This is a genomic window from Microbispora sp. ATCC PTA-5024 (assembly GCF_000511135.2).
Taxonomy (GTDB): domain Bacteria; phylum Actinomycetota; class Actinomycetes; order Streptosporangiales; family Streptosporangiaceae; genus Microbispora; species Microbispora corallina.
Genome location: NZ_KI866522.1, coordinates 1,031,735 through 1,058,224 on the forward strand (window position 1 = coordinate 1,031,735; position 26,490 = coordinate 1,058,224).

A 26,490-nucleotide genomic window follows, 5' to 3' on the forward strand; every position below is an offset into this window, starting at 1 on the left:
GCAATCGTGCATCAGCGGCGCCGGCGGTAGCGATATCTGTCACCCGGGAGGAAAGGGAATCTCCCGAACGTGACTCGGCTCTACTCCTCCCGGTCCCCGGAGCCGTCCAGGCCGTCGAGGAAGGCGGCGAGGATCCGGTCGGCGGCGAGCGAGGGCGTCAGGGTCCCGTCGAGGACCTGCCGTTCGATGCCGGGCGCGAGCGGGGCGGTGCGCTCCTGCAGACGGGCGAGCAGCCGGTCCCTGACGAGCGCCCAGGTCCACTCGACCTGTTGCTGCCGCCGTCGGGCGTCCACGTCCAGGCTCTCCTGGTGGCGGACGACCTGTGCCCACAGCTCGTCGAGACCGGCGCCGGTCAGCCCGCTGCAGGTCAGGACGGGTGTGTCGGAGCGCAGCAGCCGCAGCGCCCCGGACAGCTCGCGGGCCGCCCGGCGGGCGGCCGTCTCGTGCTCGCCGTCGGCCTTGTTCACCGCGATGACGTCGGCGAGCTCCAGCACGCCCTTCTTGATGCCCTGGAGCTGGTCGCCGGTACGGGCCAGGGTGAGCAGCAGGAAGGTGTCCACCATGTCGGCCACGGCGGTCTCCGACTGGCCGACCCCGACCGTCTCGACGAGCACCACGTCGTACCCGGCGGCCTCGACCACGACCATCGCCTCGCGGGTGGCCTTGGCGACGCCGCCGAGCGTGCCCGCCGTGGGCGAGGGCCGGATGAACGCCCGGGGGTCGGCGGCCAGGCGGGCCATGCGCGTCTTGTCCCCCAGGATGCTGCCGCCCGACCGGCGCGAGGACGGGTCGACGGCCAGCACCGCCACCCGGTGCCCAGCCGCGGTGAGGCGGGTGCCGAGCGCCTCGATGAACGTCGACTTGCCGACCCCGGGCACGCCCGACACGCCCACCCTCCGGGCCTTGCCGGCGTGCGGGGTCAGCTCGACGAGCAGCCGCTGGGCCGCCTCCCGGTGGTCGGGCCTGGTCGACTCCACCAGGGTGATGGCGCGGGCGATCCACCGCCGGTCGCCGGCCAGCACGCCGTGGAGGTGGTCCTCGGGCGCGGCGCCGGTCACTGCGCCGCGGCTGAGGGGTGGCCGAGCCGGGAGGACAGGTCGCGCAGCAGCTCCAGCGCGGCGTCCGCGATCACGGTCCCGGGCAGGAAGATGGCCGACGCCCCGGCGGCGCGCAGCTCCTCGATGTCGCCGGGCGGGATCACGCCGCCGACCACGATCATGATGTCGTCCGCGCCCAGCTCGTCGAGGGCCGCCCGCAGCGCCGGAACCAGGGTCAGGTGACCGGCCGCCAGCGAGGACACCCCGACGACGTGCACGTCCGCCTCGACCGCCTGCCGGGCGACCTCCTCCGGCGTCTGGAACAGCGGGCCGACGTCCACGTCGAACCCGAGGTCGGCGAAGCCGCTGGCGATCACCTTCTGGCCGCGGTCGTGGCCGTCCTGGCCCATCTTGGCCACCAGGATGCGGGGGCGGCGCCCCTCGGCCCGCTCGAACGCCGCGCACGCCCGCCTGACCACGTCCACGCCGTCGCCCGCCTCCGCCCGGTAGACCCCCGATATCGTACGGATCTCCGCGGCGTGCCGGCCGAAGACCTTCTCCAGCGCGTCGGAGATCTCCCCGACCGTGGCCTTCGCGCGGGCGGCGTTGACAGCCAGCTCCAGCAGGTTGTCGCCCCCGGCCGCGCCCTTGGTCAGCGCCTCCAGCGCCTCGGTCACCGCCGCGTCCGACCGCTCCTCGCGCAGCCGCCGGAGCTTGGCGAGCTGCTGGTTCCGCACGGCGGTGTTGTCCACCTTGAGGACCTCGATCGGCTCGTCCGCCTCGGGACGGTACGTGTTGACCCCGATGACCGGCTGACGGCCGGAGTCGATGCGCGCCTGGGTGCGCGCGGCGGCCTCCTCGATGCGGAGCTTCGGCAGGCCCTGGTCGATGGCCCGGGCCATGCCGCCGGCGCGCTCGACCTCCTGGATGTGGCCCCACGCGGCCCGCGCGAGCTCATGCGTCAGCCGTTCCACGTAGTAGGAGCCGCCCCAGGGGTCGATGACCCGGCAGGTGCCCGACTCCTGCTGCAGCAGCAGCTGGGTGTTGCGGGCGATCCTGGCGGAGAAGTCGCTCGGCAGAGCGAGCGCCTCGTCGAGCGCGTTGGTGTGCAGCGACTGGGTGTGCCCCTGGGTGGCGGCCATCGCCTCCACGCACGTGCGGGCGACGTTGTTGAACACGTCCTGGGCGGTCAGCGACCACCCGGAGGTCTGGCTGTGGGTGCGCAGCGACAGCGACTTGGGATCCTTCGCGCCGAACCCCTTCACGAGCCGGGCCCACAGCAGCCGGGCGGCGCGGAGCTTGGCCACCTCCATGAAGAAGTTCATGCCGATGCACCAGAAGAACGACAGCCGCGGCGCGAACGCGTCGATGTCGAGACCCGCGCCCAGCCCGGCCCGCAGGTACTCCACGCCGTCCGCCAGCGTGTACGCCAGCTCCAGGTCGCAGGTGGCCCCGGCCTCCTGGATGTGGTATCCGGAGATGGAGATCGAGTTGAACTTCGGCATCCTCGCCGAGGTGTACGCGAAGATGTCCGAGATGATCCGCATCGACGGCCCGGGCGGGTAGATGTAGGTGTTGCGGACCATGAACTCCTTGAGGATGTCGTTCTGGATGGTCCCGGCCAGTTTGTCGGGCGCCACCCCCTGCTCCTCGGCGGCGACGATGTACAGCGCCAGGATCGGCAGCACCGCGCCGTTCATGGTCATCGACACGCTCATCCGGTCGAGGGGGATCCCGTCGAACAGTTGCCGCATGTCGTAGATAGAGTCGATCGCCACCCCGGCCATGCCGACGTCGCCCGCCACCCGGGGGTGGTCGGAGTCGTAACCCCGGTGGGTGGCGAGGTCGAAGGCGACCGACAGGCCCTTCTGCCCGGCCGCCAGGTTGCGCCGGTAGAACGCGTTCGACTCCTCGGCCGTCGAGAACCCCGCGTACTGGCGGATCGTCCACGGCTGGGTGACGTACATGGTCGGGTACGGTCCGCGCAGGTAGGGCGCGATGCCGGGGTACGTCGTGAGCGGGCCGGCCTCGCCGAGGTCCTCGGCCGTGTACAGCGGCCGGACCGCGATGCCCTCCGGCGTCTCCCAGGTCTCGCCGCCCTCCGGGAGGGCCGGTACGGCTCCCGCCTCCGACTCCAGCTCAATTCCTGAAAAATCGGGAATCATCGGGTCACTCCCAGGTCGTCGAACGTCGTCCGGAGCACGTCGAGCGCGTCGCAGCCGGCGTACAAGGTGGCGTCCACCCCCTCATAGTCGCCCTTCCCGGCCAGCCAGATCTTCCTCGCCCCGGCCTCCCGCAGCGCGGCGGCCACGGCCGCGGCGTGCTCGCCGTACAGGCGGTCGCTGGAGCACAGGCAGGCGACGGGGGTGCCGGCGTCGCGGAAGGCCGCGGCGACGGCGGCCGGGTCGGTGCCCGGGCCGCCGCTCACGGTGGCGATCCCGCCCGCCCCGAACAGGTTGGCGGCGAACGACGCCCGCGCCGTGTGCGCGGCGACCGGGCCGATCGTCGCGAGGAAGACGACCGGCCGCTCCGGCAGCGCGTCGGCGAGGTCGCGCAGCGCCTCGAACTCCTCGGCGTACCGGACGGCGGGCAGCCCGCCGCCCTGTCCGCCGGCCCGCTCCCCCGCCTGCACTCCATGTGCGGCGGGCCGGGCCAGACCGGCGCCCGGCCGCCGCGTCACCGGCCGCTCGCGGACGTCGGGGAACTCGCTGACCCCGGTGATCGGGTCGCGGCGGCGGGCGAGGTTCGCCGCCCGTGCGTCCCGGGTGGCGGCCAGGCGCTCGGGCACGAGCCGCTCCAGCGCCGCCGGCATCCCCCCGGCCCGCTCGATCTCCCGGAACCACTCCCAGGCCCGGGCGGCCAGGTCGGCGGTGAGCCGCTCGGCGTACCAGGAACCGCCGGCCGGGTCGGCCACCCGCGCGACGTTCGCCTCCTCGACCAGCAGCGACTGCGTGTTGCGCGCGATCCTGCGGGCGAACGCGTCGGGCAGCCCGAGCGCGGCGTCGAACGGCTGCACGGTCACCGCGTCGGCCCCGCCCACCCCTGCGGCGAAGCAGGCCAGGGTGGTGCGGAGCATGTTCACCCAGGGGTCCCGGCGGGTCATCATGGCCGAGGACGTCACCGCGTGCTGGACCTGCGTCCCCGGGCCGCCGACCACCTCGGCCACCCGGGCCCACAACCGCCGGGCGGCCCGCAGCTTGGCGATCGTGAGGAACTGGTCGGCGGTCGCGGCGTAGCGGAACTCGATCTGCCCCAGCGCCTCCGCGACCGTCAGCCCGGCGCCGGTCAGCGCGCGCAGGTAGGCGACCCCGGTCGCGATCGAGCACCCCAGTTCCTGCGCGTCGGACCCGCCGGCGTCGTGGTACGGGAGCGCGTCGACCGTGATCGCGCGCAGCCCGGGCCGGTCGGCGACGCAGCGCCGGGCGAGGTCCGCGGCCGGGGCGAGGTCGGCCGGCCCTCCCGTCCTGGCTGCCAGCCCGATCGGGTCGGCGCCCAGGTTCCCCCCGGGCGGCGCCGCGTCCGCCAGGAGGCCGAGGAAGATCTCCGCCGCCTCCGCCGTACGGGCGCCGGCGTCGAGGACGACCGGCGCGAGGCCGAGGTGGACGCCGCGCAGGACGGCGGGCAGCGCGGCCGGGTCGATCGCGGTCAGGTCGAGCCAGATCGACGTGACGCCGTTCTCCAGGTCGGCCAGGACGGCCTCGCGGGCGGCGGCCGGATCGGGGTCGGCGTGCCGCTGCCGGACGTCCCAGGGCCCGGCCGCCCGCACGAGGCGGGGGGCGGCCGGCAGGTCGCCCGCGTCGTGGAGCGGGGCGACCGTGACGCCGTCGTACGTCGTGGTGGACAGGGCCCGCTCGACCTCCTCGGCCGGCCCCTCCCACCCGGACTTGCGCAGCACCCCGGCCGCGAGCGCCCGCCACTGGTCCCGTGTGGCCGCGGGGAAGTCCGGGGCGGGATCGGCGAGGTCAACAGGCGGCACCGTCATGAACCGGATGCTAGGCCGAACAGTCCGGGCACCGCTCCCCGGGGTCCCACCGGCGTGTCCGGGGGCCCGGGGGTCAGGAGGTGGCGGCGAAGGCGGCGTCCCAGGTGAGGCGGCCCACGACGCCGTCCGCGTCGAGGTGCCTGTCCCGCTGGAACCTCACGCACACCGCCTTGGACGCCGGGCCGTAGTCCCCGTCGACCGCGATGTCGTAGCCCAGCTTCTTCATCTGCTGCTGCCAGGCGCGCACGTCGTCGCCGCTGGTGACCGGCGGGTAGCGCAGCAGCCGTCCCGGCCAGGCCGGCGCCGAGGACGGCGGCGGCTCGGTCGTGCCGCCGCCGCCGCTGCTGCTGCCGGGCCGCGGGGCGCCCTTCTTGACCCACGCGTAGAGGGCGTCGCCCGGGCAGTCGGTGGAGTAGCCGTCGCGGTGGCCCTTGATCTCGCGGCCGGCGCCGCCCTTGTCCCTCAGGTAGTCGACCGCGTCGAGGATCGCGTCGAGGATGCCGTCGGTCGGCTGGACGAGCCCGGCGTTGCCGACCAGGCCGAGCACCGCGTAGTGGCCGGAGTTGAGGCCGGGCCCGTTGGCGGCAGGCAGGTGGCCCGGCCCGCGTCCCACGAAGACCTTGCGATGCGGGCAGGCGACCATGCTGTAGCCGATGTCGAGCCAGCCGTTGCCGTCCATGTGGAAGTTCTGGATCGACTTCACCATGGCCACGCAGAGGGCGTGGTCGTCGACGATCTTCGGATCCACCCGGCCGCCGGTGTAGTGCACCTTCACGCCTCGTGTGGAGCTGAGCGGCGAGTACGAACCCTTCGGGGCACGCGCACCCCATGCAGCGCGGGAGACGAGATCGATGGCCACAGGGAATCTCCGGGGGGACCTGACGCTGGGACAGTTGAGCGTAGTGGGAACGATCGAACGGCTACGCCCTTTTTACCGAGATTGATAGGTTCAAACGGAGGTATCAGGTGCAGGAGGCGGTAAATCCGTCGACATGCCGTTCTGGCCTCAGGATCATGGTCTCATGTCCGTTGTGAAGGAGGTCGACTTCTCCGCCGAATCCCCCAGGCCCGCCCGTGAGCCGCTGCCCATGCGGATGTGGCTGGACGACGGCGACAGCCCGGCCGACGTCATCGACGCCTTGGCCCTGTCGCCGTTCGCGACGGGCGAGCAGCCCTTCTCGCGCAGCGCCAGCATCGACCGCGTCCGCGCCGACGCCGTGATGACCGCCGAGGGCGGCCGCGTCCTGCGGGTGGCCCAGCACGTCAACGGCATGGAGTCGCGGCTCATCGCCGGCGAGGGCTGGACGCTGCGCGTGGTCCGCTACGCCAACCGGGCCGCCCTCGTGACGGCGACGGCCGTCACCCAGGAGCTGGCCGGCGCGGTGCTGGAGGAGGCCACGAAGGGCGCCGAGGAGACCACGGCGGGCGAGGACCACGTCACCATGGGCTTCTGGTGGCGGTCGGGCCGCGGGCCGCAGCGCTCGGAGAAACCGATCACCACGACGCCGTGGGAGCGGATCCGCGGGAACTACTCCCGCACGGCCGCGCCCGCCCTGGACGGGCTGATGGCCGTCCGCGCGGCGGACGTCACGGGCCGTCTGCTGCTCCTCCACGGGCCGCCGGGCACCGGCAAGACCACGCTGCTGCGCACGCTGGCGCGGGAGTGGGCGCCGTGGTGCCAGGTCGACTGCGTGCTCGACCCCGAGCTGCTCTTCAGCGACCCCGGGTACCTCATGGACGTCGCCGTCGGCTGGGACGGCGACGACGAGGACGAGGAGAAGCGGTGGCGCCTGCTCGTCCTGGAGGACTGCGACGAGCTGATCCGCGGTGAGGCGAAGCAGTCGACGGGCCAGGGCCTGTCCCGGCTGCTCAACCTGACCGACGGCCTGCTCGGCCAGGGCCGGGACGTCCTCGTGGCCGTCACCACGAACGAGGAGCTCGGCCGGCTCCACCCCGCCGTCGTACGGCCCGGGCGGTGCCTCGCGCAGATCGAGGTCGGGCCGCTGGACGCCGCGCAGGCGGCCGAGTGGCTCGGCGAGCCGGGCCGCGTCGGCCCCGCGGGCGCCACCCTGGCCGAGCTGTTCGCGCTGCGCGAGGGCCGTCCGGCCGGGCCCCCCGAGCCCCCCGCCTCCACCGGCCTCTACCTCTAGACGGACCGGTCGACCCGTCGGATGCGCGCGGATTCGTCCCGTACGTCCGGCGGGCGCGAGGCTTAAGGTGATCTGAAGGTCGGGCGACGTGGCGCTGAAACTCGGGACGGTCTCCTGGGGTCATCGGCACCACGACCAAGGAGAACCGACATGCGCATCAAGACCTGGCTGCTCGTCACGGGCGCGGCCGCGGCGGTGGTCGCCGGCGGGTCCGGCATCGCCCTCGCCACCTCGGCCGGCCCGGCGAACCCCGTCGCCGGCAGTCACGCCGGCAAGGACGCCAAGCCCGCCGACCAGGGCGTCGCCCCCCGTCAGGAGACGTTCTTCACGGAGGAGAGGATCGGCATCCTCGCCTCCGAGCTCGGGATCAGCGGCGAGCAGGCGCACGACGTCGGCGGCCGGCTCGAGCAGCTGGCGGCCGCGAACGACGACAGTCTCAGCCCCGGCGACCCGGCCTTCATCGCGATCGCCGAAAGCGTGGGGAAGACGGCGCACGAGCTGGCGGCGGCGGTGGACACGCTGAAGAAGATGGGCTGAGTTGGGGGACATGAGGGTTCTGATCGTCGACGACGACGACGCCGTCCGGCGGTCGCTCTCTCATGCGCTGCGCAGGGACGGCTACGCGGTCACCGAGGCGGCCGACGGGCTGACCGCGCTCGACCGGCTCTCCCGGGTACGGCACGACGCGATCGTCCTGGACGTCCTCATGCCGGAGCCGAACGGCCTCGAGGTCTGCAAGCGGCTCAGGCGGCGCGGCGACGACACCCCGATTCTCATGCTCACGGCCCGCGACCTGGTCGTCGACCGGGTCGCGGGGCTCGACGCCGGGGCCGACGACTACCTGGTCAAACCGTTCGCCCTCGAGGAGCTGCGGGCCCGGCTGCGCGCCCTGTTGCGGCGGAGCGGGGCGACCCGGGAGGTGCTGCGGTTCGCCGACGTCTCCTTGGACACGACCGAGCAGCGCGCCTCCCGCGGCGGCCGGGCCCTCGCGATGACCCGCACGGAGCTGTCGCTCCTCGAACTGTTCCTGCGCAACCCCCGCCGCGTCCTCACCCGGGAGATGATCTACGAGTCGGTCTGGGGGTACGACGGGACGGGCGGCTCGACGGCCCTGTGGGTCCATCTCAGCTACCTGCGCGCGAAGCTGGAGGAGGGGGGCGCGCCCCGGCTCATCCAGACCGTGCGCGGCATCGGGTACGTGCTGCGGGAGGAGCCGTGAGCCTGCGGACGCGTCTCGGGCTCGCCGGAGGCGCGGTCGTGTTCTGCGCGCTGCTGGCCGCCTCGCTCATCCTGTATCCGGCGATCGGCAGCAGGCTCCGCGACCAGATCGACCTGTCGCTCATCCAGACCGCCGCGAACTCGCCGCAGATCCTCGACCGGCTGAAGCAGAAGACCACCGAGCAAGGGTCGGCTCCGGCGGGATCGACCGGCATGGTGAGCGTGGGGAGCATCCAGCTCCAGTTCGTCCCCCCGCCGGTGGAACCGGGGCCCACCGACGCGTTCATCCCGGTCACCGAGCGGGACGCGGACGTCGCCCGCCTGCGCGACCGGCCGTACTTCCAGGACGTCTCGTTCCGGGGGGTCGGCTACCGCGTCTACACGGCACCCGTCCCCCAGACGGATGGCTCGCTCGTCCGCATCGCCCGGCCGCGGTCGGACGCGACCGCGACCCTGGGCAGGCTGGGCGTCCTGCTGGTCGTGCTCACGACGGCAGGCGGGGGTCTGGCGCTCGTCGTGGCCCGGCTGGCGGCCGACCGCGTGCTGCGGCCGGTGGCGCGGCTGACGGAGACGATCGAGCACGTCGCCGCGACCCAGGAGCTGTCCGCCCGCATCGCCGTACGGGGCGACGACGAGATCGGCCGGCTGGCCGGGGCGTTCAACGCAATGATGGCGGAGCTGGAGGACTCGGTCACCGCCCAGCGGCGCCTGGTCGCCGACGCGTCGCACGAGTTGCGCACCCCGCTGACCAGCCTGACCACGGACCTCGACCTGCTGGCCGACGGGCAGGGCCTGGCCGACCCGGCCGCCCCCGAGCTGGTCGGGACGGCCCGGGAGCAGGCCCGCCGGCTCGGGGTCCTCATCGGCGACCTGCTCGACCTGGCCCGCTACGGATCGTCGGCGCACCGGGAGGACGTCCGGCTCGACCTGCTCGCCGCCCATGTGGTGGAGCGCGCCTCCGCGCGGGCCCCGGGGCTGCGGTTCGCGGTCGACGGCGAGGCGACGCTGGTCCTCGGCGATCCCGACGCCCTGGAGCGCGCCGTCGGCAACCTGCTCGACAACGCGGTCAAGTGGAGCCCGCCGGGCGGGGTGGTCCACGTCCACGTCCGCGACGGGGCCGTCACCGTGGCGGACGAGGGCCCGGGCATCGACGACGCCGACGCGCCCTACGTCTTCGACCGCTTCTATCGTTCGGCCGCCGCCCGCTCCCGTCCCGGCTCCGGTCTCGGCCTGGCCATCGTCCGCCAGATCGCCGCCGCCCACGGCGGCACCGCCGTCCTGGTCCCGAGCCGGAGGGGCGCCCGGCTGACGCTGGCGCTCCCCCCGCTTCCGGCGGAAGCGCCTCCCGCGGAAGCGCCTCCCGCGGAGGGCTGACCGGCGGCGGCCGGATCGGCCGCCGCCCTCGCCGGCGACCGGTGAGCGGCGCCTCACGGATGCCGTACCGTCCCATGTGTCGGATACGTAAACCATCCGATGTGCCGCATCAGGCCGGAAACAACAATCGGCGAGGTGGTCACGCTGCTGTCGGCCGATCTGAGCCGTGTCGTCCTCCACCGGTGGGCCGTGGACGGCCGCGAGACCGGGACGGCGGTCTACCTGGACCCTTTCGGGGACGGCGGGGAGCGGACCTGGCCGTACGTCCGGTGGACCTCCGAGGAGCGTGAGATCGGCTTCCCGGCGACCGAGCTCGTCCCCTCCTGGACGGCCGACGCGCCGCCGGGGGCCTGGCTGGAGGTCGAGATCCAGGCCCGCACGTCCGGGGGCGCGCTGACCAAGTGGTATGTCATGGGCCGGTGGGCGGAGACCGGGGCCGACGTCCACCGCACCTCCCTGCCCGGCCAGGGCGACGACGACGGCGACGTGGCCGTGGACACCTTCGTCGCCGCCCGCCCGGTGGTCGCCTACCGGCTCCGCGCGACGCTGTACGGCGAGGGCGGCCGGGTCCGCTCCATGAGCGTCATGGCGTCGGCCGTGGCCGCGCACCCCGGGCCTCCGGCGGCGTCGGCGGCGAGCCGGGTCCCGATCGAGCTCGACGTGCCCCGGCGGTCGCAGAAGCTCCACGACGGGCACTTTCCGCAATGGGACGGCGGCGGCGCGTCATGGTGCAGCCCGGCGTCGCTTACGATGGTGCTGGACTACTGGGGCCGCGGGCCCGCGCCGGCCGACCTGGCCTGGGTGCCGGCCGACGACCCGTGCCCAGCCGTCGACCACGCCGCCCGCGACATGTACGACCACAGCTACCAGGGCACGGGCAACTGGCCGTTCGGCGTCGCCTACGCCGGGCGGTACGGCCTGGAGGGCTTCGTCACCCGGCTTCGTTCCCTGGCTGAGGTGGAGCGTTTCATCGCCGCGGGAGTCCCGGTGATCACCTCCCAATCGTTCCGTGAGCACGAGCTTCCCGGCTCGGGCTACTCGACGGGCGGTCACATCATGGTCGTCACGGGGTTCACCCGGGACGGCGACGTGATCGCCAACGACCCGGCCGCGCCGGCCGACGCCGGCGTGCGGCGGGTCTATCCGAGGGCCGCGTTCGAGCACGTGTGGCTGCGGGCCACGGGCAGCGGGGGGATCGCGCACGTCGTCCACCCCCCGGACATTCCGCTTCCGACCTCCGAGGGAAACTGGTGACGATCCGAGCCGTCGACGTGGCACGCATGGACGACCGACCGCTGTGGGTGGAGATCGCGGAACGCGCCGAAGGCCCGCGGGACGCCGGGCCCGAGGTCTGGTGGGACGAGCCGCGGCCGCACGAGGGGGGCCGCCGCTGCGTCGTGCGGCGGAGGCCGGACGGGACGATCGAGGACGTCCTCCCGCAGGGCTGGAACGCCCGCAACCGCGTGATCGAGTACGGCGGCCGTTCGTGGCGGGTCCACCGGGGGAGGCTCGTCTTCACCGACTGGTCCGACGGCCGCATCCACCTCTGCGAGCCCGGCGGCGACCCGGTCCCGCTGACGCCCGAGGGCCCGGCCCGGTACGGCGACCTGGTCGTCCACGGCGACGAGGTGTGGTGTGTCCGGGAGGTCGGCGAGGGCCACGACGTGACGCGCGACATCGTCGCCGTGCCGCTCGACGGCTCGCCGCCGCGCAGCGTCATCCGGACCCACCACTTCCTGATGAATCCGCGCATCTCGCCCGACGGGCGGCAGATCGCCTGGATCGGCTGGAACCACCCCGACATGCCGTGGGACGCCACCGAGCTGTGCGTCGCCCCGGTGGAGGGCGGCCCGTGCCGGGTGGTGGCCTCCGGCGCCTCGATCGTGCAGGCCGAGTGGCGCGACGACGACGGGCTGTACGCCGTCGCCGACCCGGACGGCTGGTGGAACATCCACCACATCGGGCTCGACGGCACGGCCACCAACCTGACGCCGCTCCCGCTGGAGTTCGGCGACGCCACCTGGAAGCTCGGCGCGACGTTCTTCGCGCTCGCGGGCGAGCGGCTCGTCGCCATGTACGGCACCGCCGACGAGCGCCGGCTGGGCGTGATCGACCGTCCCGCGCCCGGCGCCCCGATCCGCGACGTCGGCGGCGACTACACCTATTGGGCGCCCACCCTGTCATCCGACGGAGTGAGCGTCGTCGGGGTGGCCGCCTCGCCGTACCGGCCGTACGAGGTGGTGCGGGTGGACCTGGAAAGCGGGACGCGCGAGGTCCTTTCCCCGCGGAAGGAGCTGCCCCCGGCCGAGCTGATCCCCCGCCCCGAGGCCGTGACCGTCGACGGGGTGCACGCCCACGTCTACCCGCCGTCCGCCGACGGGCCCGCGCCGTACGTCGTGTTCGTGCACGGGGGGCCGACCAGCTCGGCGCCGCCCGTGATCGACCTTGAGGTGGCGTACTTCACCAGCAGGGGCATCGGGGTCGCCGAAGTCAACTACGGCGGCTCGACCGGGTACGGCAGGGCCTACCGGGAGCGGCTGCGGCACAACTGGGGGGTTGTCGACGTCCGCGACTGCGAGGCCGTGGCGCGCTGGCTGACGAGCACCGGGCGGGCCACCAGGGTGGCGATCCGCGGGGGCAGCGCCGGCGGCTGGACCTCGCTGGCCGCCCTGGTGCACAGCGACGTGTTCTGCGGGGCGGTCTCCCACTACGGCATCTCCGACCCCGAGGGCTGGGCGGCGGAGACCCACGACTTCGAGTCCCGGTACCTCGACGGGCTCATCGGCCCGCTGCCCGGGACCCGGCAGCGGTACCTCGACCGCTCCCCCGAGCTCCACGCCGCCCGCGCCTCCGGGCCGGCCCTGCTCATGCACGGCCTGGAGGACAAGGTCGTGGACCCGTCGCAGTCGGAGCGCTTCGCCGCCGCGCTCGCCCGACACGGCGGCCGCTGGGCCTTCCTCACCTTCCCGGGGGAACAGCACGGGTGGCGGCGCGAGCCGACCATCGTCCGCGTCCTGGAGGCCGAGCTCGCGTTCTACGGCCTGATCTTCGGGTTCCCGACGCCCGAGGTCCCACCGCTCACCCTGGAGGGGACGGCATGACCGAGGTTGCCGAGATCTGCTCGGAGCTGCTGCGGATCGACACGACCAACGACGGCGGCGGGGACGGCCCCGGCGAGAGGCGGGCGGCCGAGTACGTGGCCGGGCTCCTCGACGAGGTGGGGATCGAGCCCCACGTGTTCGAGTCGGCGCCGGGCCGCACCAGCGTCGTCGCCCGCGTCCCGGGAGACGACCCCGACGGGCTGCTCGTCCACGGCCACCTCGACGTCGTCCCGGCCGACCCCGCCGAGTGGCGGGTGCACCCGTTCTCCGGGGAGATCGCGGACGGCTGCGTGCACGGGCGGGGCGCGGTGGACATGAAGGGCACGCTCTCGATGACCCTCGCCTGGGCCCGCGAGAACGCCCGCAGGGGCGCCCGCCCCCGGCGCGACCTCGTGCTGGCGTTCCTCGCCGACGAGGAGGCCACCGGCGCGTACGGCGCCGGCCACGCGATCGAGCGGCACCGCGACCTGTTCGAGGGATGCTCCGAGGCCATCAGCGAGTCGGGCGGCTTCACCTGGCACGAGGGCGACGTCCGGATATATCCGGTGGCCGTCGGGGAGCGCGGCACCGCCTGGATGCGCCTGACCGCCCGCGGCGTCGCCGGCCACGGATCCAAGCCCGCGGTGGACAACCCGGTCGCCGAGCTCGCGCGGGCGGTGGCCCGCCTGGCCGACCACCGGTGGCCCGTACGGCTCACGCCGGAGGTGGCGCGGCTGATCGACGAGCTGTCGCGGGCCCTCGGCGCGCCGATCGACGTCGACCGCCTGGAGGAGGAGATCCGGCGCGTCCCCCGGGCGGCCGCCCTGTTCCGCGGCGTGCTGCGCAACTCGGCCAACCCGACCATGCTCAACGCGGGGTACAAGGTCAACGTGATCCCCGGCAGCGCGGAGGCCCACGTGGACGGCCGGTTCCTGCCGGGGCAGCGCGACGAGTTCCTGGAGACCGTCGACCGGCTGCTCGGGCCGAAGGTCACCCGGGAGTTCGTCAGCTTCGAGGAGGCCGTGTCCTCCCCCGCCGAGGGCCTGTTCGACGACCTCACCGCGGCCCTGCTCGCCGAGGACCCGGGCGGCCGCCCGGTGCCGTACGTGATGACGGGCGGCACGGACGCGAAGTGGTTCGCCAGGATCGGCATCAGGGGCTACGGATTCGCCCCCCTCTTCCTGCCGCCCGGCCTCGACTACTTCGGCATGTTCCACGGCGTGGACGAGCGCGTCCCCGTCGAGGGCCTCGAGTTCGGCGTGCGCGTCCTCGACCGGCTGCTGTCGAGTGAGTCATCCACTATGTGAGACGACACTTCTCTAATGATGAGATGAGACGGTAGGTTCCACGGCATCGGAGGAGAACGAGGGGGTTCCCATGGATGCCGTCTACACACACGGCCACGACGAGCCGGTGCTGCGCTCGCACCGGTGGCGCACGGCGGAGAACTCGGCCGCGTACCTGCTGCCGCATCTCACGCGGCACATGACGGTCCTCGACGTGGGCAGCGGTCCCGGCACGATCACCGCCGGCCTGGCGGCGCGCACGGGACACGTGACGGCGACCGAGGTGACGGCGGACGCCCTGGAGCTCACCCGCGCGGGTGTGGCGGCCGCCGGCGCCGGCGACGTCGCCTTCGCGGTCGCGGACGTGCACGCCCTCCCCTTCCCCGACGCCACGTTCTCCGTCGCCCACGCCCACCAGGTGCTCCAGCACGTCGGCGACCCGGTGCTGGCGCTGCGCGAGATGCGCAGGGTCACCGAGCCGGGCGGCCTCGTGGCGGCGCGCGACAGCGACTACCCGGCCTTCGCCTGGTATCCGCGGATCCCGGCCCTGGACGAATGGCTGGCGCTCTACCTGCGGGTCGCGGAGAGCAACGGCGGCGCGCCGGACGCGGGGCGGCGGCTGCTGTCGTGGGCCCGCGCCGCCGGCTTCACGGACGTCACGCCCGGCTCGTCGACCTGGTGCTTCGCGACACCCGAGGATCGGGCCTGGTGGGGCGCGATGTGGGCGGACCGGGTCCTGCACTCGGCCGTGGCGAGGCAGGCGCTCGCCATGGGGGCCGCCACGGAGGGCGACCTCGGGCGCATCTCCGAGGGGTGGCTGGAGTGGGCCGAGGCCGCCGACGGCTGGCTGTCCATCCTGCACGGCGAGATCCTCTGCCGCGTCTGAGCGCCGCCCCCGCCCCCGCTACCGGAGGCGCGGGTCGAGGGCGTCGCGGACGACGTCGCCGAGCAGGAGGAAGCTCAGCACGGTCGCGGTCAGGAACAGGGCGGGGAAGACCAGCAGGTGCGGGTGGTCGGCGAAGAACGACTGGGCGACGTTGAGCTGCAGGCCCCACGACACCTCGGGGTACTGCAGGCCGACGCCGAGGTAGTCGAGGGTCGCCTCGCCCGCGATGACGTTGCCCACGTTGAGCATGGCCACGACGATGACCGGGGAGACGGAGTTCGGCAGGATGTGGCGCAGCATCAGCCGTCCGTCACCGGCGCCGAGCATCCGGGCGGCCTCGACGTAGTCCATGTCCCGCACGGCGATCACCTGGCCGCGCATCATCCGGGTCATCGTGGTCCAGCCCAGCACCACCAGCACGAGTGTCATCGCCCAGATGCCGTGCTCGGGGAAGGCGACCAGCACGACCGTGGCGCCGAGGACGAACGGGATGCCGAAGAACACGTCGGTCACCCGGGAGATGAGCGCGTCGGCGAGTCCCCCGTAGAACCCGCCGACGAGTCCGAGGACGACGGCGACCACCAGCGCGGACACGGTCACCGCCAGCCCGATCACCACGGACGCGCGGGTGCCGTGGACGACCTGCGACCAGTAGTCGCACCCCTGGAGGTCGTACCCGAACGGCGCGCCGCCCCCCGGCCCGTGCTTCGACAGCCGCAGGTCGCAGTGCTCGTTGGGGCCGAGCCGGGCGAAGACGTGCGGGACGGCCGCCATCGCCCCCGCGAGGAGCAGGACGGCGGCGGAGAACCAGAACACCGGCCGGCGGCGCAGCTCCAGCCACGCGTCACGCGCGAGCACGGCGGATCCTCGGGTCGAGCACGCCGTACAGCAGGTCGACGGCCAGGTTGGCGAGGATGAAGATCATGACGAGCAGGGTGGTGACGCCGACGACGACCGGGCCCTCCTGGAGCTGGATGGACTGGAACACCTGCTGGCCGATGCCCGGCAGGTTGAAGATCCCCTCGGTCACGACCGCCCCGGCCATGAGGTTGCCGAAGTCGACGCCCAGGTACGTCGCGACCGGGATGAGCGAGTTGCGCAGCGCGTGCACGCCGACGACCCGCCGCCTGCCGAGGCCCTTGGCGACGGCGGTGCGGACGTAGTCGGCGCGCAGGTTCTCCACGAGGGACGTGCGGGTGAGCCGGGCGACGTACGCCAGGCCGAACGAGCCGAGCACCATGCCGGGCAGCAGGTAGCTCCCCGGCCAGCCCTCGTCGTCCCCCGCGGTGGGGAACAGCCCGAGGTGCAGGCCGAGCACGATCTGCGCGGTGTAGCCGACGACGAAGACCGGCACGGCGATGACGAAGGTCGTCCCGGCCAGGACGGCGGTGTCGGCGACGCCGCCCCGGCGCAGGCCGGCGAGGACGCCGAGGCCGATGCCGACGACGAGCTCGAACGCCCAGGCGGTCAGCGCGAGCCGGGCGGTCACCCCCCAGCGGTCCTGGAGGAGCTCGCTCACCGGCTGCCCGGTGAACGTCTCGCCGAGGTCGCCGTGGAGGACGCCCAGCATGTAGCGGCCGTACTGGACGAGCAGGGGGTCGCCGAGGTGGTAGCGCTCGCGCATGACGGCGAGCACCTGCTCGGGCACCGGCTTGTCCCCCGCGAGCGCCAGGATCGGGTCGCCCGGCAGCGCGAACACCATCGCGTAGATCACGAACGTGGTCGCGAGGAAGACCGGGACGGCCTGGACCAGGCGCTGCAGGGCGTACCTCACCGCTGCTTGACCGAGATCGTGTCGAGGTTGGCGCTGTAGGGGGTGAGCCGGACGCCGGTGAGCCGGGTGGAGTAGCCGGACTGGTCCTGCCAGTTCCACAGCGGGATCATCGGCATCTCGGCCAGGGCGATGTCCTCGGCCTTCTGGTACAGCGGCAGGCTGGCCTCGAAGCTCGGCGCCGAGTTCGCCTGCTTGACCAGGTCGTCGAACTCCTTGTTCTCCCAGCCCATCCGGTTGCCCGGGCCCCACATGTACTCGAGGTAGTCCTGCGGGCTGGGGTAGTCCATCACCCAGTTGTTCCGGTACGGCCCGTCCTCCTTGTGCTCGCGCAGCATGGTGAGGTAGTCGGAGGCCGGGACCTTGCGGAAGGTGATGTCCTTGATGCCGAGGTTCTGCTTGAGCTGGTTGGCGACGGCCGTCATCCACTGCTCGTAGCTGGCGTCGGCGTTGGAGAAGTAGAGGGTGAGCGTGCCGCTGAACCCGCCGGCCTGGTCGAACAGCTGCTTGGCCTTGGCCGGGTCGTACGTGCACGCCTCGCCGCAGGCGTTCTCCCGGTAGCCGGGCACGAGAGGCGCGAGCAGGGACGCCATGGGCTTGAACGTCCCGTTGTAGACCGCGTCCACGATGGCCTGCCGGTCGATCGCCATCGAGATCGCCCGGCGCAGGCCGGGATCGGCGAAGCGCTTGTCGAAGACGGGGAACCCGAGGTAGTCCATCGTGCCGCCGGGGTTGGCGACGTACCGGTCGCCGAGCAGCCGCTTCGCCTCCGGCGCGCTCGCCGGCGGGATGGTCTGCAGCAGGTCGACCCGGTTCGCCCGCAGGTCGGTGTACGCCGTCTCCCGGCTGGAGTAGATCTTGAACGTCACGCCGTCCGACTTGGCCTTCCGGTCGCCCGCGTACGTCGGGGACCGCTTCACCGCGATCTGCCGGTCGTGCTGCCACGGCCCGTCGAGGACGAACGGGCCGTTGCCGACCGGCGCCTGGTCGTACGCCTTGAGGTCGCCGAACGCGGCCTTCGGCATCGGCGCGAACGCGATGTAGGCCAGCGTGACCGGGAACTGGCTGAACGGCCCGGTGAGCGTGACCCGGAGGGTGGCCGGGTCGACGACCTCGAGCCCGCTCATCTCCTTCGTGGACGGGTCGCCCTTCTCCGGGTTGAGCGCGTCGTACCCCTTGATGTTGGCGAAGTAGTAGTTGTTGGTCCAGCCGTTCGGGCCGTACGCGGTGGCGTTCCAGGAGTCGGCGAAGCTCTGGGCCGTGACGGGCTCGCCGTTGCCGAACTTCAGCCCCGGCTTGATCTTGATGGTCCACACCGTCTGGTCGGTGCTGGTCACCGACTCGGCCGCGCGCATCTGCGGCTTGCCGTTCGCGTCGATGGAGACGAGCGTGTCGAAGAGCGTGTCGAGCACGGTCAGGGAGTAGCTGCTGGAGGTGTTGCCCGGGGTGAGGTGGTCGGGCTCGGTCAGCCCGACGGAGAAGGTGTTCCCCTCCGACTTGGCGCCGCCCTGGGACGACCCTCCGCACCCGCCGCTCAGCATGACCGCCGCCACAGCGAGGGCGGCGGCCCGTCTTCTGGTGACCCGCACTGATCCTCCGCCTCTCCGTCGTGTTGCCGGTGAGGGTAGGTAAGGCGCACAGTCAATGCATCGGATGGTTTACGTATTCCTTACTGGTTCTATACACGGCAGGCTGACCATGGAGGACCCATGGATCAGATCAACCTCAGCGCGCGCCACCTCCACGCCGTCGCCGAACTGGGATTCCAGGCAGCCCGGCACGGGGCCCACGGCGCGATGACGGCGCTGCGCGAGGTCATCCCGGTGGAGGCCTACGAGTTCGTCGCGTTCGACCCGGCGACCGGCCGCCACCGGTCTCTGGTGTCCGCCGGATACGCCCGGGTGGACGAGGACGCGGCCGAGGAGTACGCGCGGCTCGACGCCTACCGGCGGGCGATGTCCATGCGCACGCCGGTCGTCATGGGCTCCCCCGGCACCGAGCGGTACTTCCGGCGCCACCTGGAGCCGTACGGCTGGCGCTGCGGCATCACCACGCCCCTGTTCCTGTCCGGCGGCCGGTACACGGGCCTGCTGCACGTGAGCGCGCGGTCGGACCTGCCGCCGGAGGCGGCCCCGGTCATCAGCGCCGTCTCCCCCGCCCTCGCCCACCTGACCGACCTCACCCGGTGCGTCATCGACCCCCTCGGGCTGCCGCCCGGCTTCCACGCCGTCGCGTTCGAGCGCGGCGGGCGGCGGCGGGACGTCGCGGGCTGGCCGCCGTCCGAGGCCCTCGCGGCCGAGCCCGCCATGGCCGACCTGGCCCGGCGGTTCATCGAGTCCCGCGAGCTGTCGCGGCGCGGGCTGTGGCCCGACGCCGGGGGCCAGTGGCGGGAGGTGCGGATCCACCGGGCGGGCGTCGGCGCCCACGGCGCCATCCAGGGCGCGGTCATCGCCGAGCGGCCCTGCGACCTGCCGTACGACCTCACCTCCCGGGAGGTGGAGGTGCTCACGCGGGTGGCCCAGGGCGACTCCAACCCGCAGATCGCGGCCGCGCTCGTGCTCAGCGTCCGGACCGTGACCACCCATCTGGAGCACATCTTCGCCAAGCTGGGGTGCGACAGCCGCACCCGCCTGACCACGAAGGTCCTCGCCGAGGGGCTGTGCCGGGTCGACGTCCCGTAGCCGGTAGCCCGGAGATCGCCCTCGCGGGGCGCGGCGCGGCGGGGTCCGACATTATTGGCGCATGTCGGTTCACGAGCGATGGCGGCTCCCCCCGGGACTGGAGCTGCTGTTCGGCGACGGCGGCGAGGGGCGCGCGCTGTCGGTCGACCTGCCCTCCGGGACACTCGTCTGGCCCGACCCCGACTACGACCGGCTGCGCACGCACCACCGGCCGTCCTTCTGGCTGAGCGACGACCCCGTCCCCGCCGGGCTGTGGAGCCGGCTGCGCCAGGAGCACCCGCGGTCGGGGCTGTGGCCGGTGCTGCTGGAGGACGGCGTGCAGCCGTGGTCGGCCGGGCAGATCGCCCCCGACCCCGTCGACGAGATCGACCACTACTCGGCGGCGGGGTTCATGGCCGAGGCCTGGGACGACCTGGTCGAGGGCCGCGAGGAGGACCTGGCGCCGTTCGGGCGCGCGTGCCCGGGTCCGGCGCCGCCGGGGACGCTGGTGGCCGACCCGGACGCGGTCGCGGACTGGTACGCGGACGTGGTGGCCGAGCGCGTCACGCCGCTCGGCCTGGCCGCCGTGTCGCGGGGGGCCGACGCCATGGTGGCGATCGGCTGGCAGGGGGCGCTGCACCACAACGAGTGGACGGTGCCGCTGGCCGCCGTCGTGCGCAGCTGGGAGGACCGGTTCGGCGCGCGCGTCGTGGCGATGGGGTTCAACACGCTCGACCTGAGCGTGGCGGCCCCGCCCGCGACCCCGGCGCACGCGCTGCACGTGGCCGCCGAGCACTGGACGTTCTGCCCGGACAGCATCCTGCAGGGACCGGGCACGCTGACCGACTACGCCGAGCAGATCATGGGGCAGAACGCGTGGTCTTTCTGGTGGGATTGACATATTCGGGCTGGCTTCCTGCGCTTTTAGCCCGTATAGAGGGATTGGTTGGGCGATAATCGTTCTGAACCGGATTTGCGAGGCGAGGAGACCGGGTTGAGCGGCACGGAGGGGCGCGGGGTGGCGGGTCTCGACACGAGCACGCCGAACATCGCCCGGATGAGCGACTACCTGCTCGGCGGGAAGGACAACTTCGCCGCCGACCGGGAGTTCGCCGAGAGCCTGCTCACCATCGCCCCCGAGGTCAAGACGATGGCCGTCGACACCCGGGACTTCATCGAACGGGTCGTGCGGTTCCTCGTCGGCGAGGGCGTCACGCAGTTCGTCAACATCGCGTCCGGGCTGCCGACGCAGCGCAACACCCACGAGGTCGCGCAGGAGCTGCTGCCCGCGGCCCGCGTGGTGTACGTGGACGAGGACCCGGTGGTGCTCAACCACGCCCGGGCCGTCCTCGCGCGCAACCGCAACACCGGGGTCGTGAAGGGCTCGATCCTCCGGCCGTCCGAGATGACGGCCGACCCCGAGATGACCCGGCTCATCGACCTCGACCGGCCGGTCGGCGTGCTCATCCCGGCGCGGCTGCAGTACCTCCCCGACGCCGACGAGCCGTACAAGGGAGTCGCCCAGCTGCGCGACCGCCTCGCGCCGGGCAGCTTCATCGCCATCGGGCACGCCGTCTTCGACAGCCGGCCGGAGCTCGCCGACCCGATCCTCGCGTTGTTCCGCCGCATCGTCCCGCAGGGCGACGCGCGCAACCGGGAGAAGGTGCTGCGCTTCTTCGACGGCACGGAGCTCGTCGAGCCCGGCCTCGTCTACATCCGGCAGTGGCGGCCCGAGACCCCGCAGAGCGAGGCCCAGGCGCAGCGCGTCTGGATCGTCGGCGGCGTGGGCCGCCTCCCCTGATCCGGCGCGCCGGGGACGTTCAACCCCGGGACGTTCAACCCCGGGACGCTCGGTCCGGGACGGTCAGACCGCGGCGTGGCTCCGAACGAGCACGCAGGACGGGGTTCCGACCTCGAGCGCGCGTTCGCCCGGCTGCGGGACGCCGTCCTTGAGCTCCATCGCGGTCACCTCGCCGGACCGCTGCGCGGCGACGTAGAGGCTGTCGGGGGTGACGCCGAAGTGGCGGGGCCACCGGCCGCCGGCCGGCACCTCGGCCACGAGCTCCAGCCGGGCGCCGTCCGGCTCGAAGACGCTGACGGTGTCGGGGCCGCGGTTGCCGACGTACAGGTACCGGCCGTCGGGCGACGGGGCGATGTGCGAGGGCTGGTTGCGCCCGCCGCTCGTGCTCGCGGCCGCGCCGCCGACCTCCCGCCAGCCGGCGTCGTACACGCGGACCATGCCGTCGAGCTCGCCGGTGACGTACCAGAGGTCGCGGTGGTGGACGAAGTGGCGCGGGCCGCTGCCGGGGGCCAGCCGCACCGGGCCGCCGGGGTGCGGGACCATGCCCGGCAGGAAGCGCCGGATCTCGTCGGTGCCGAGGTCGGTGACGTGGAGCACGCCGTCCGGGCCGAAGACCGCCTCGTGGGCGTGCGGGCCCTCCTGGCGATCGGGGTCGGGGCCGCCGCCCTCGTTGGGGAACAGCACAGGCCCGGGCTGCGGCATGCCGTCCCCGCCGAGCCGGTAGGCCGCCACCGTCCCGTCGCCGTAGTTGGCCACGGCCAGCCACTCCGCCGCGGGGTCCACGGCCAGGTGGCAGGGGTAGGAGCCGCCGCTCGGGTGCTCGGCCAGCGGCCGGGGGCCGTCCGCCTCGTCGGCGAACACCGCCACGCCGCCGTCGGGCCGCTCCAGCACGGCGTACAGCAGGGGCAGCCCGGGGTGCTCGACCACGAACGAGGGCCCGGACGCGGGGGTGCGCGCCAGCGCCCGCAGCACGCCGTCGGGGGTGGTGCGGACGACCGTGAGCCCGGGCCCCGACCCGTCGGTGTCGGGGGTGTAGCCGCCGATCACCAGGTCGCCGGGCCGGGTGTCTCCGGGCAGAGGTCGGGACATCGTCGCTCCAAGGGTTGACCGGTCAGGACGGGCCGCCGCCGTCGATCGCAGTGATCGAATGCTACCGGCGGCCCGCCGACGGGCCGGGTCCGCCCCTGGTCCGGGGCGGGTCAGGAACAGGCGATGGCGGACGGCGACGGCGTCGAGGGCCCGGAGCCCTGGAAGCCGAAGCTGGTGGACGCGCCGGGAGCCAGACTGGTCGCCCAGCTCGGCGCCTTGATCGTCCATCTCGTGCCGTTCGTCGTGATGGTCGAGCTCCAGGCGCTGACGAGCGAGACGCCGGACGGGACGGTCCAAGCGACGGTCCAGTTGTTCCACGTCGTGGCGCCCGTGTTCTTCACCGTGACGGTCGACGTGAACCCGCCCTGCCAGGAGTTCGCCACCTGGTAGCCGACCTGGCACGACACCGTGCCGGAGGGGGACGGCGAGGGGCTCGGCGACGGCGACGGGCTGGGCGACGGACTCGGCGACGGGGACGGGCTGGGCGAGGGTGAGGGGCTCGGTGACGGGCTCGGTGAGGGCGACGCGCTGGGGCCGCTCGTCGTGTAGGTCGTCCTCGTGTACGCCGCGCTGCACTGGGAGCCGCACGCCGACGGCAGCGAGAAGCTGTAGACGCGGCCGTTGTTGATCAGCGTGTCGGATACGTCGCGCACCCGGATCTGGAACTGCGTGGAGCCCGAGGTGAGGCCGCCGATGATGTACGACTGACCCATGTCGCCGTTCATCTGGGCCTGCTGCCAGGAGCCGTTGGCGTAGTACTCGACCCCGTGGATGCCGTTGGCCAGGTGGGACACGGCGATCGCCGGCCACCACGCCTGCGCCCCCTGCAGGAAGCCGATCTTGATGTCGCCCGAGTAGTCGGGCGCCGGGACGTACGACCACGTGATGTGGCGGTTGTTCCAGTGGGAGGGGTACATGTCCCCGACCGCGGAGCCGTTCTTCACGAACTTGTTGAGCGACCCCTTGGCCAGGTCGAGGTGATAGCGGTCGTCGCGGCACCAGGCGTTGGAGTCGCCGCAGCTGTCGGCGACCTGCATGATCAGCGTCGCCCCGTTGTACGCGTCCTGGGTCCAGGAGCCGTTCCGGCAGAACGCCTGGCCGGGGGCGCCGTCGTTCACCCCGGTGCAGTAGTCGGAGATGGTGACCTTCACGAACCGGCCGCAGTTGAGGCCGTTGTTCCACATGCCGGCCTTGGACGCGTTGGCGCCGGTCAGCGGCCGCGGGTAGAACGAGTAGTCGCCGGGCGTGTCGTACACGTTGAGCGCGACGAAGTCCTGCGTGTCCAGCTCCGACTGCGGCAGACCGCACCCGCCGTACGGCGAGCCGAGCGCGTCGAAGTAGGTGGCGTTGCCCGTCACCGGTGCGGGCGGGTCGGCGACCGCGCCCGCCGCGAGCGGCGCCGCCGCCAGCCAGGCGGACAGCGCCGCGACGAGGGCGACGACGAGCCGTGTGCGGCGTCGGACGTCGGAATGGCGGCCGGACATGGGGCTCCCTGCTATCGGGCCTGCTCGGAACCCCGGAATGGTCGCCGCGCGCGCTCGGCCGGGTCAAGGACGCCGGCCGTCACGTCGCCGCGACCTGCGCGGACGACCGCGTTCCCGTGCAACTTTCAGCTGGACGGACCCTCCCTCACCGGGCAGTCGGCGACGTACGTTGGCCCCTCCTTGACGCGACCGTTCTCCTTGACGCCGTCCGGGTCGCCCGTCGCGGGCCGGTCCGCGACGCAGCGCCGCGGTGAACGTGTCCGACGCCGCGCCATGGAGGCGACCGGATCAGCGCGTGGGAGGCGGACCGCCGGCGAGTTCGTGGGTCGTAGGCCCGGGGACGGCCTCGACCTCGTTCGCGCTGCTGAAGGTCCCCTCACGACGAATCGTGTGCCAGCGCAACCGCGCCCCCAGCACGGCGGTGGCCACCGACTGGATGACGACCAGGTACATCAGCTGACGGTAGACGAACTGCTGCAGCGGCAGCACCCACAGCGCCGAGGGCCGCTCGTTGTCCAGGTGCAGCGCGTACCAGCCGCTGACGGCCTGGACGGTGACGAACCCGGCCCACACGGCGATCACCGGCAGCGGGTCCCCGACCGCCACACTGTAGACCGCCATGATGTCGACGACCGGGGCGAGCAGCGGCAAGACCACCTGGAAGAGGGTGAGATATCCCAGGCAGCGGCGGCCGAAGGGACGTCTCTCCAGGACGGCTCCGCGATGCTTCCACATGGCCTGCAGGGTCCCGTAGCACCATCGGTAGCGCTGCCGCCACAGCTGCCGGATGGAGGTGGGGGCCTCGGTCCACGCCCGGGCACGCTCCTCGTAGACGACCCTCCAGCCGGCGCGGCAGATCGCCATGGTGAGGTCGGTGTCCTCGGCCAGTGTGTCGAGGCTGACACCCCCGACCGAGGCGAGCGCCTGCCGGCGGAAGGCGCCGATCGCCCCGGGAACGGTCGCCATGCAGCCGAGGAGGTCGAAGGCGCGGCGGTCCAGGTTGAACCCGATGACGTACTCGATGTGCTGCCAGCGGCCGATCATCCCCCGCCGGTTGCCGACTTTCGTGTTGCCGCTGACAGCGCCCGTCGAGGGGTCGGCGAGCGGCTGGATGAGATTGCCGATGGTCGAGGGTTCGAAGACGGTGTCGCCGTCGACCATGATCAGGATGTTGTGGCGGGCCTGGGCGATCCCCGTGTTGAGTGCGGCCGGTTTCCCGCCGTTCGGCTGCCGGATCACCCGCACGCCGGGCAGCCCCAGTGACGCCGCGATCCTCGCCGTCGCGTCGGTCGAGCCGTCGTCGACCACGAGCACCTCGACCTGGCCCGGGTAGTCGGTCGTCACGAGGGAACGCACGGTCGCCTCGATGCCCGCCTCCTCGTTGTACGCGGGGACGATGACCGTGACGGGCGGCGGGGTGAGCCACCGGGGCGCGCGGTCCCGGCGCCGGCTCGCGTCCCCCGCTGCGGCTCTGCGCCGCGCCCTGCGGGCGTGGACCCACGCCAGCGTCACGAAGAACAGCAGCCTGGCCAGGGTGAGCACGCCCGCCGCGGTGAGAACCCAGCCCAGCGCGCCGGTGAACGCCGATGCGGCCCGCTGGGCGAACGTCAGGACCCTTCCGAGGACCTGCTCGCCGGTGTCGGCGGGAGTGTGCGCCGAGGGGAGCCCCACGGCGTCGGTGAGGGTGGTGGCGCGGTATCCCCTCTTCTCCAGCAGGGTCAGCAGGCGGTCGACGGCCACCACCGTGCGGCTGCGGTCGCCCCCTGCGTCGTGGAACATGATCACGGCGCCCTTGCCCTGGCGCGGGAGGGACGCGGCGAGCATCCGGTCCACCGTCGGGCGGCTCCAGTCCTTGGAGTCGAGATCGGCGAACGCCAGCAGGTATCCGTCGGCGCCGAGCACCCGCATCGCCGCCAACTGCCCGTCGCCGACCGCCGCAGGCGAGGACGAGTACGGCATACGGGCCAGACGGGTGTGGATCCCCGTCGCTCCGGCCAGCACCCTCTGGGTGAGGGACATCTCCAGTCCCGTTCGCCAGGCGGGCGTGGCCGTCAGGTCGGCGTGAGTGTAGGTGTGGTCGCCGATCTCGTGTCCTTCGGCCACCATGCGGCGGGCGAGCTCGGGGTGCTCGGCGACGTGCGCGCCGACCACGAAGAAGGTGGCCTTCGCGCCGTGTCTGCGGAGCACGTCGAGCACCTGCGGCGTCCACCGCGGGTCGGGGCCGTCGTCGAAGGTGAGCGCCACCCGGCGACGCCCGGGACGCACGCTGAGCGGGCGCGCCTGCGACATGTTGACCACGGGGCCCCCGGCATGGACCCGATCCAGCTCGGGCGAGCTGCCCCGGTCCGCCACCGGCGCGCGGGTCTCCCCGACGACGTTGTGCACGTACCCGTTCAGGAGCAGCGCTCCCGTCACGAGGAGCGCGCACATCGCGACGAGGAACCAGTGGCCTCGAGGGTCGGACGGCCGCCGCTGTCGTCCCATCATCTCGCTCCGGACGTCTTCCCCACGCGTCCGGGAGGTGTGCCGCCGTGACCGGGATTCGGCGCCGGCGTGGGCGTGGCCGTGGGCTGGGTGGCCTCGGGTGACGGCTTCCCGGGCGAGGGAGAGGGCTGCCCGGTCGGGCGCCCGGACGGCGAGGACGTCACGTGCGGCCTCGGCGACGGAGAGGC

General features: G+C 73.1%; 21 protein-coding genes. 11 read left to right on the forward strand and 10 right to left on the reverse strand.

Going from position 1 to position 26,490, the window contains the following annotated elements:
• Positions 1-80 precede the first annotated feature (80 nt).
• The 4 genes from meaB to MPTA5024_RS04665 form a co-directional block, all read right to left on the reverse strand.
• Positions 81-1,058: a methylmalonyl Co-A mutase-associated GTPase MeaB gene (gene meaB, locus MPTA5024_RS04650; RefSeq protein WP_036320184.1), complete on the reverse strand. Its 978-nt coding sequence runs from the start codon at positions 1,056-1,058 to the stop codon at positions 81-83.
• Complete coding sequence (gene scpA, locus MPTA5024_RS04655; RefSeq protein WP_036320187.1) at positions 1,055-3,202, reverse strand: methylmalonyl-CoA mutase; 2,148 nt, start codon at positions 3,200-3,202, stop codon at positions 1,055-1,057. The genes meaB and scpA overlap by 4 nt, the downstream gene beginning before the upstream one ends.
• Complete coding sequence (locus MPTA5024_RS04660) at positions 3,199-5,019, reverse strand: methylmalonyl-CoA mutase family protein (RefSeq protein ID WP_036320189.1); 1,821 nt, start codon at positions 5,017-5,019, stop codon at positions 3,199-3,201. The genes scpA and MPTA5024_RS04660 overlap by 4 nt, the downstream gene beginning before the upstream one ends.
• Positions 5,020-5,092: 73 nt before the next feature.
• Positions 5,093-5,794, reverse strand: a complete 702-nt coding sequence (locus tag MPTA5024_RS04665) for a peptidoglycan recognition protein family protein (protein WP_232326194.1) — start codon at positions 5,792-5,794, stop codon at positions 5,093-5,095.
• 247 nt (positions 5,795-6,041) lie between these two features.
• On the opposite strand from MPTA5024_RS04665, the gene MPTA5024_RS04670 reads away from it, so the two are divergent.
• From MPTA5024_RS04670 to MPTA5024_RS04705, 8 genes are all read left to right on the forward strand, one after another.
• Positions 6,042-7,169 (forward strand): DUF5925 domain-containing protein, encoded by a 1,128-nt coding sequence (locus tag MPTA5024_RS04670; RefSeq protein WP_051457704.1) that lies wholly within the window; start codon positions 6,042-6,044, stop codon positions 7,167-7,169.
• A 150-nt stretch (positions 7,170-7,319) separates the two neighbouring features.
• Positions 7,320-7,706: a hypothetical protein gene (locus tag MPTA5024_RS04675; RefSeq protein ID WP_036320191.1), complete on the forward strand. Its 387-nt coding sequence runs from the start codon at positions 7,320-7,322 to the stop codon at positions 7,704-7,706.
• 10 nt (positions 7,707-7,716) lie between these two features.
• On the forward strand, positions 7,717-8,388 hold the full coding sequence (locus MPTA5024_RS04680; protein WP_036320193.1) for a response regulator transcription factor: 672 nt from the start codon (positions 7,717-7,719) through the stop codon (positions 8,386-8,388).
• Positions 8,385-9,761 (forward strand): sensor histidine kinase, encoded by a 1,377-nt coding sequence (locus tag MPTA5024_RS04685; RefSeq protein WP_036320196.1) that lies wholly within the window; start codon positions 8,385-8,387, stop codon positions 9,759-9,761. The genes MPTA5024_RS04680 and MPTA5024_RS04685 overlap by 4 nt, the downstream gene beginning before the upstream one ends.
• Positions 9,762-9,896: 135 nt before the next feature.
• Positions 9,897-11,015: a C39 family peptidase gene (locus tag MPTA5024_RS04690; protein ID WP_232326196.1), complete on the forward strand. Its 1,119-nt coding sequence runs from the start codon at positions 9,897-9,899 to the stop codon at positions 11,013-11,015.
• A gap of 26 nt (positions 11,016-11,041) precedes the next feature.
• The gene (locus tag MPTA5024_RS04695; RefSeq protein WP_051458022.1) at positions 11,042-12,862 is read left to right on the forward strand and encodes a dipeptidyl-peptidase 5; all 1,821 of its coding nucleotides are present in this window, start codon (positions 11,042-11,044) and stop codon (positions 12,860-12,862) included.
• Positions 12,859-14,148, forward strand: coding sequence for a M20/M25/M40 family metallo-hydrolase (locus MPTA5024_RS04700; RefSeq protein ID WP_036320199.1), 1,290 nt, complete (start codon positions 12,859-12,861; stop codon positions 14,146-14,148). The genes MPTA5024_RS04695 and MPTA5024_RS04700 overlap by 4 nt, the downstream gene beginning before the upstream one ends.
• A 70-nt stretch (positions 14,149-14,218) precedes the next feature.
• Entirely contained in the window at positions 14,219-15,013 is a 795-nt protein-coding gene (locus MPTA5024_RS04705; protein WP_036320201.1) for a class I SAM-dependent methyltransferase, read from the forward strand.
• A gap of 18 nt (positions 15,014-15,031) precedes the next feature.
• Here MPTA5024_RS04705 and MPTA5024_RS04710 read toward each other — a convergent pair whose 3' ends face one another.
• The 3 genes from MPTA5024_RS04710 to MPTA5024_RS04720 are packed head-to-tail and all read right to left on the reverse strand — an operon-like array spanning position 15,032 to position 18,373.
• Positions 15,032-15,871, reverse strand: a complete 840-nt coding sequence (locus MPTA5024_RS04710) for an ABC transporter permease (protein ID WP_051457705.1) — start codon at positions 15,869-15,871, stop codon at positions 15,032-15,034.
• Positions 15,858-16,787, reverse strand: coding sequence for an ABC transporter permease (locus tag MPTA5024_RS04715; RefSeq protein ID WP_036320203.1), 930 nt, complete (start codon positions 16,785-16,787; stop codon positions 15,858-15,860). Before MPTA5024_RS04715 ends, MPTA5024_RS04710 begins: the two co-directional genes overlap by 14 nt.
• Positions 16,784-18,373: a peptide ABC transporter substrate-binding protein gene (locus tag MPTA5024_RS04720; protein ID WP_036320206.1), complete on the reverse strand. Its 1,590-nt coding sequence runs from the start codon at positions 18,371-18,373 to the stop codon at positions 16,784-16,786. The genes MPTA5024_RS04715 and MPTA5024_RS04720 overlap by 4 nt, the downstream gene beginning before the upstream one ends.
• A 120-nt stretch (positions 18,374-18,493) precedes the next feature.
• On the opposite strand from MPTA5024_RS04720, the gene MPTA5024_RS04725 reads away from it, so the two are divergent.
• The 3 genes from MPTA5024_RS04725 (at position 18,494) to MPTA5024_RS04735 (ending at position 21,245) form a co-directional block, all read left to right on the forward strand.
• A complete protein-coding gene (locus MPTA5024_RS04725) occupies positions 18,494-19,465 on the forward strand; it encodes a helix-turn-helix transcriptional regulator (protein WP_036320207.1) in 972 nt (323 codons plus the stop codon).
• Between the two features lie 61 nt (positions 19,466-19,526).
• Complete coding sequence (locus MPTA5024_RS04730; RefSeq protein ID WP_036320210.1) at positions 19,527-20,342, forward strand: DUF4253 domain-containing protein; 816 nt, start codon at positions 19,527-19,529, stop codon at positions 20,340-20,342.
• A 96-nt stretch (positions 20,343-20,438) separates the two neighbouring features.
• Entirely contained in the window at positions 20,439-21,245 is an 807-nt protein-coding gene (locus MPTA5024_RS04735) for an SAM-dependent methyltransferase (protein WP_051457706.1), read from the forward strand.
• A gap of 63 nt (positions 21,246-21,308) precedes the next feature.
• On the opposite strand, the gene MPTA5024_RS04740 is transcribed toward MPTA5024_RS04735, so the two are convergent.
• The 3 genes from MPTA5024_RS04740 to MPTA5024_RS04750 form a co-directional block, all read right to left on the reverse strand.
• Entirely contained in the window at positions 21,309-22,334 is a 1,026-nt protein-coding gene (locus MPTA5024_RS04740) for a lactonase family protein (RefSeq protein WP_051457707.1), read from the reverse strand.
• Positions 22,335-22,444: 110 nt separating this feature from the next.
• The gene (locus MPTA5024_RS04745) at positions 22,445-23,818 is read right to left on the reverse strand and encodes a cellulose binding domain-containing protein (protein WP_036320212.1); all 1,374 of its coding nucleotides are present in this window, start codon (positions 23,816-23,818) and stop codon (positions 22,445-22,447) included.
• A gap of 288 nt (positions 23,819-24,106) precedes the next feature.
• Positions 24,107-26,302 (reverse strand): bifunctional polysaccharide deacetylase/glycosyltransferase family 2 protein, encoded by a 2,196-nt coding sequence (locus tag MPTA5024_RS04750; protein WP_051458023.1) that lies wholly within the window; start codon positions 26,300-26,302, stop codon positions 24,107-24,109.
• Between the last annotated feature and the right edge of the window lie 188 nt (positions 26,303-26,490).

Coding starts and splice junctions, on each gene's coding strand:
- MPTA5024_RS04725 (WP_036320207.1), top strand. CDS start 18,494: ATGGATCAGATCAACCTCAGCGCGCGCCACCTCCACGCCGTCGCCGAA.
- MPTA5024_RS04700 (WP_036320199.1), top strand. CDS start 12,859: ATGACCGAGGTTGCCGAGATCTGCTCGGAGCTGCTGCGGATCGACACG.
- MPTA5024_RS04750 (WP_051458023.1), bottom strand. CDS start 26,302: ATGGGACGACAGCGGCGGCCGTCCGACCCTCGAGGCCACTGGTTCCTC.
- MPTA5024_RS04705 (WP_036320201.1), top strand. CDS start 14,219: ATGGATGCCGTCTACACACACGGCCACGACGAGCCGGTGCTGCGCTCG.
- MPTA5024_RS04730 (WP_036320210.1), top strand. CDS start 19,527: ATGTCGGTTCACGAGCGATGGCGGCTCCCCCCGGGACTGGAGCTGCTG.
- MPTA5024_RS04745 (WP_036320212.1), bottom strand. CDS start 23,818: ATGTCCGGCCGCCATTCCGACGTCCGACGCCGCACACGGCTCGTCGTC.
- MPTA5024_RS04695 (WP_051458022.1), top strand. CDS start 11,042: ATGGACGACCGACCGCTGTGGGTGGAGATCGCGGAACGCGCCGAAGGC.
- MPTA5024_RS04740 (WP_051457707.1), bottom strand. CDS start 22,334: ATGTCCCGACCTCTGCCCGGAGACACCCGGCCCGGCGACCTGGTGATC.
- MPTA5024_RS04675 (WP_036320191.1), top strand. CDS start 7,320: ATGCGCATCAAGACCTGGCTGCTCGTCACGGGCGCGGCCGCGGCGGTG.
- scpA (WP_036320187.1), bottom strand. CDS start 3,202: ATGATTCCCGATTTTTCAGGAATTGAGCTGGAGTCGGAGGCGGGAGCC.
- MPTA5024_RS04660 (WP_036320189.1), bottom strand. CDS start 5,019: ATGACGGTGCCGCCTGTTGACCTCGCCGATCCCGCCCCGGACTTCCCC.
- MPTA5024_RS04670 (WP_051457704.1), top strand. CDS start 6,042: ATGTCCGTTGTGAAGGAGGTCGACTTCTCCGCCGAATCCCCCAGGCCC.
- MPTA5024_RS04680 (WP_036320193.1), top strand. CDS start 7,717: ATGAGGGTTCTGATCGTCGACGACGACGACGCCGTCCGGCGGTCGCTC.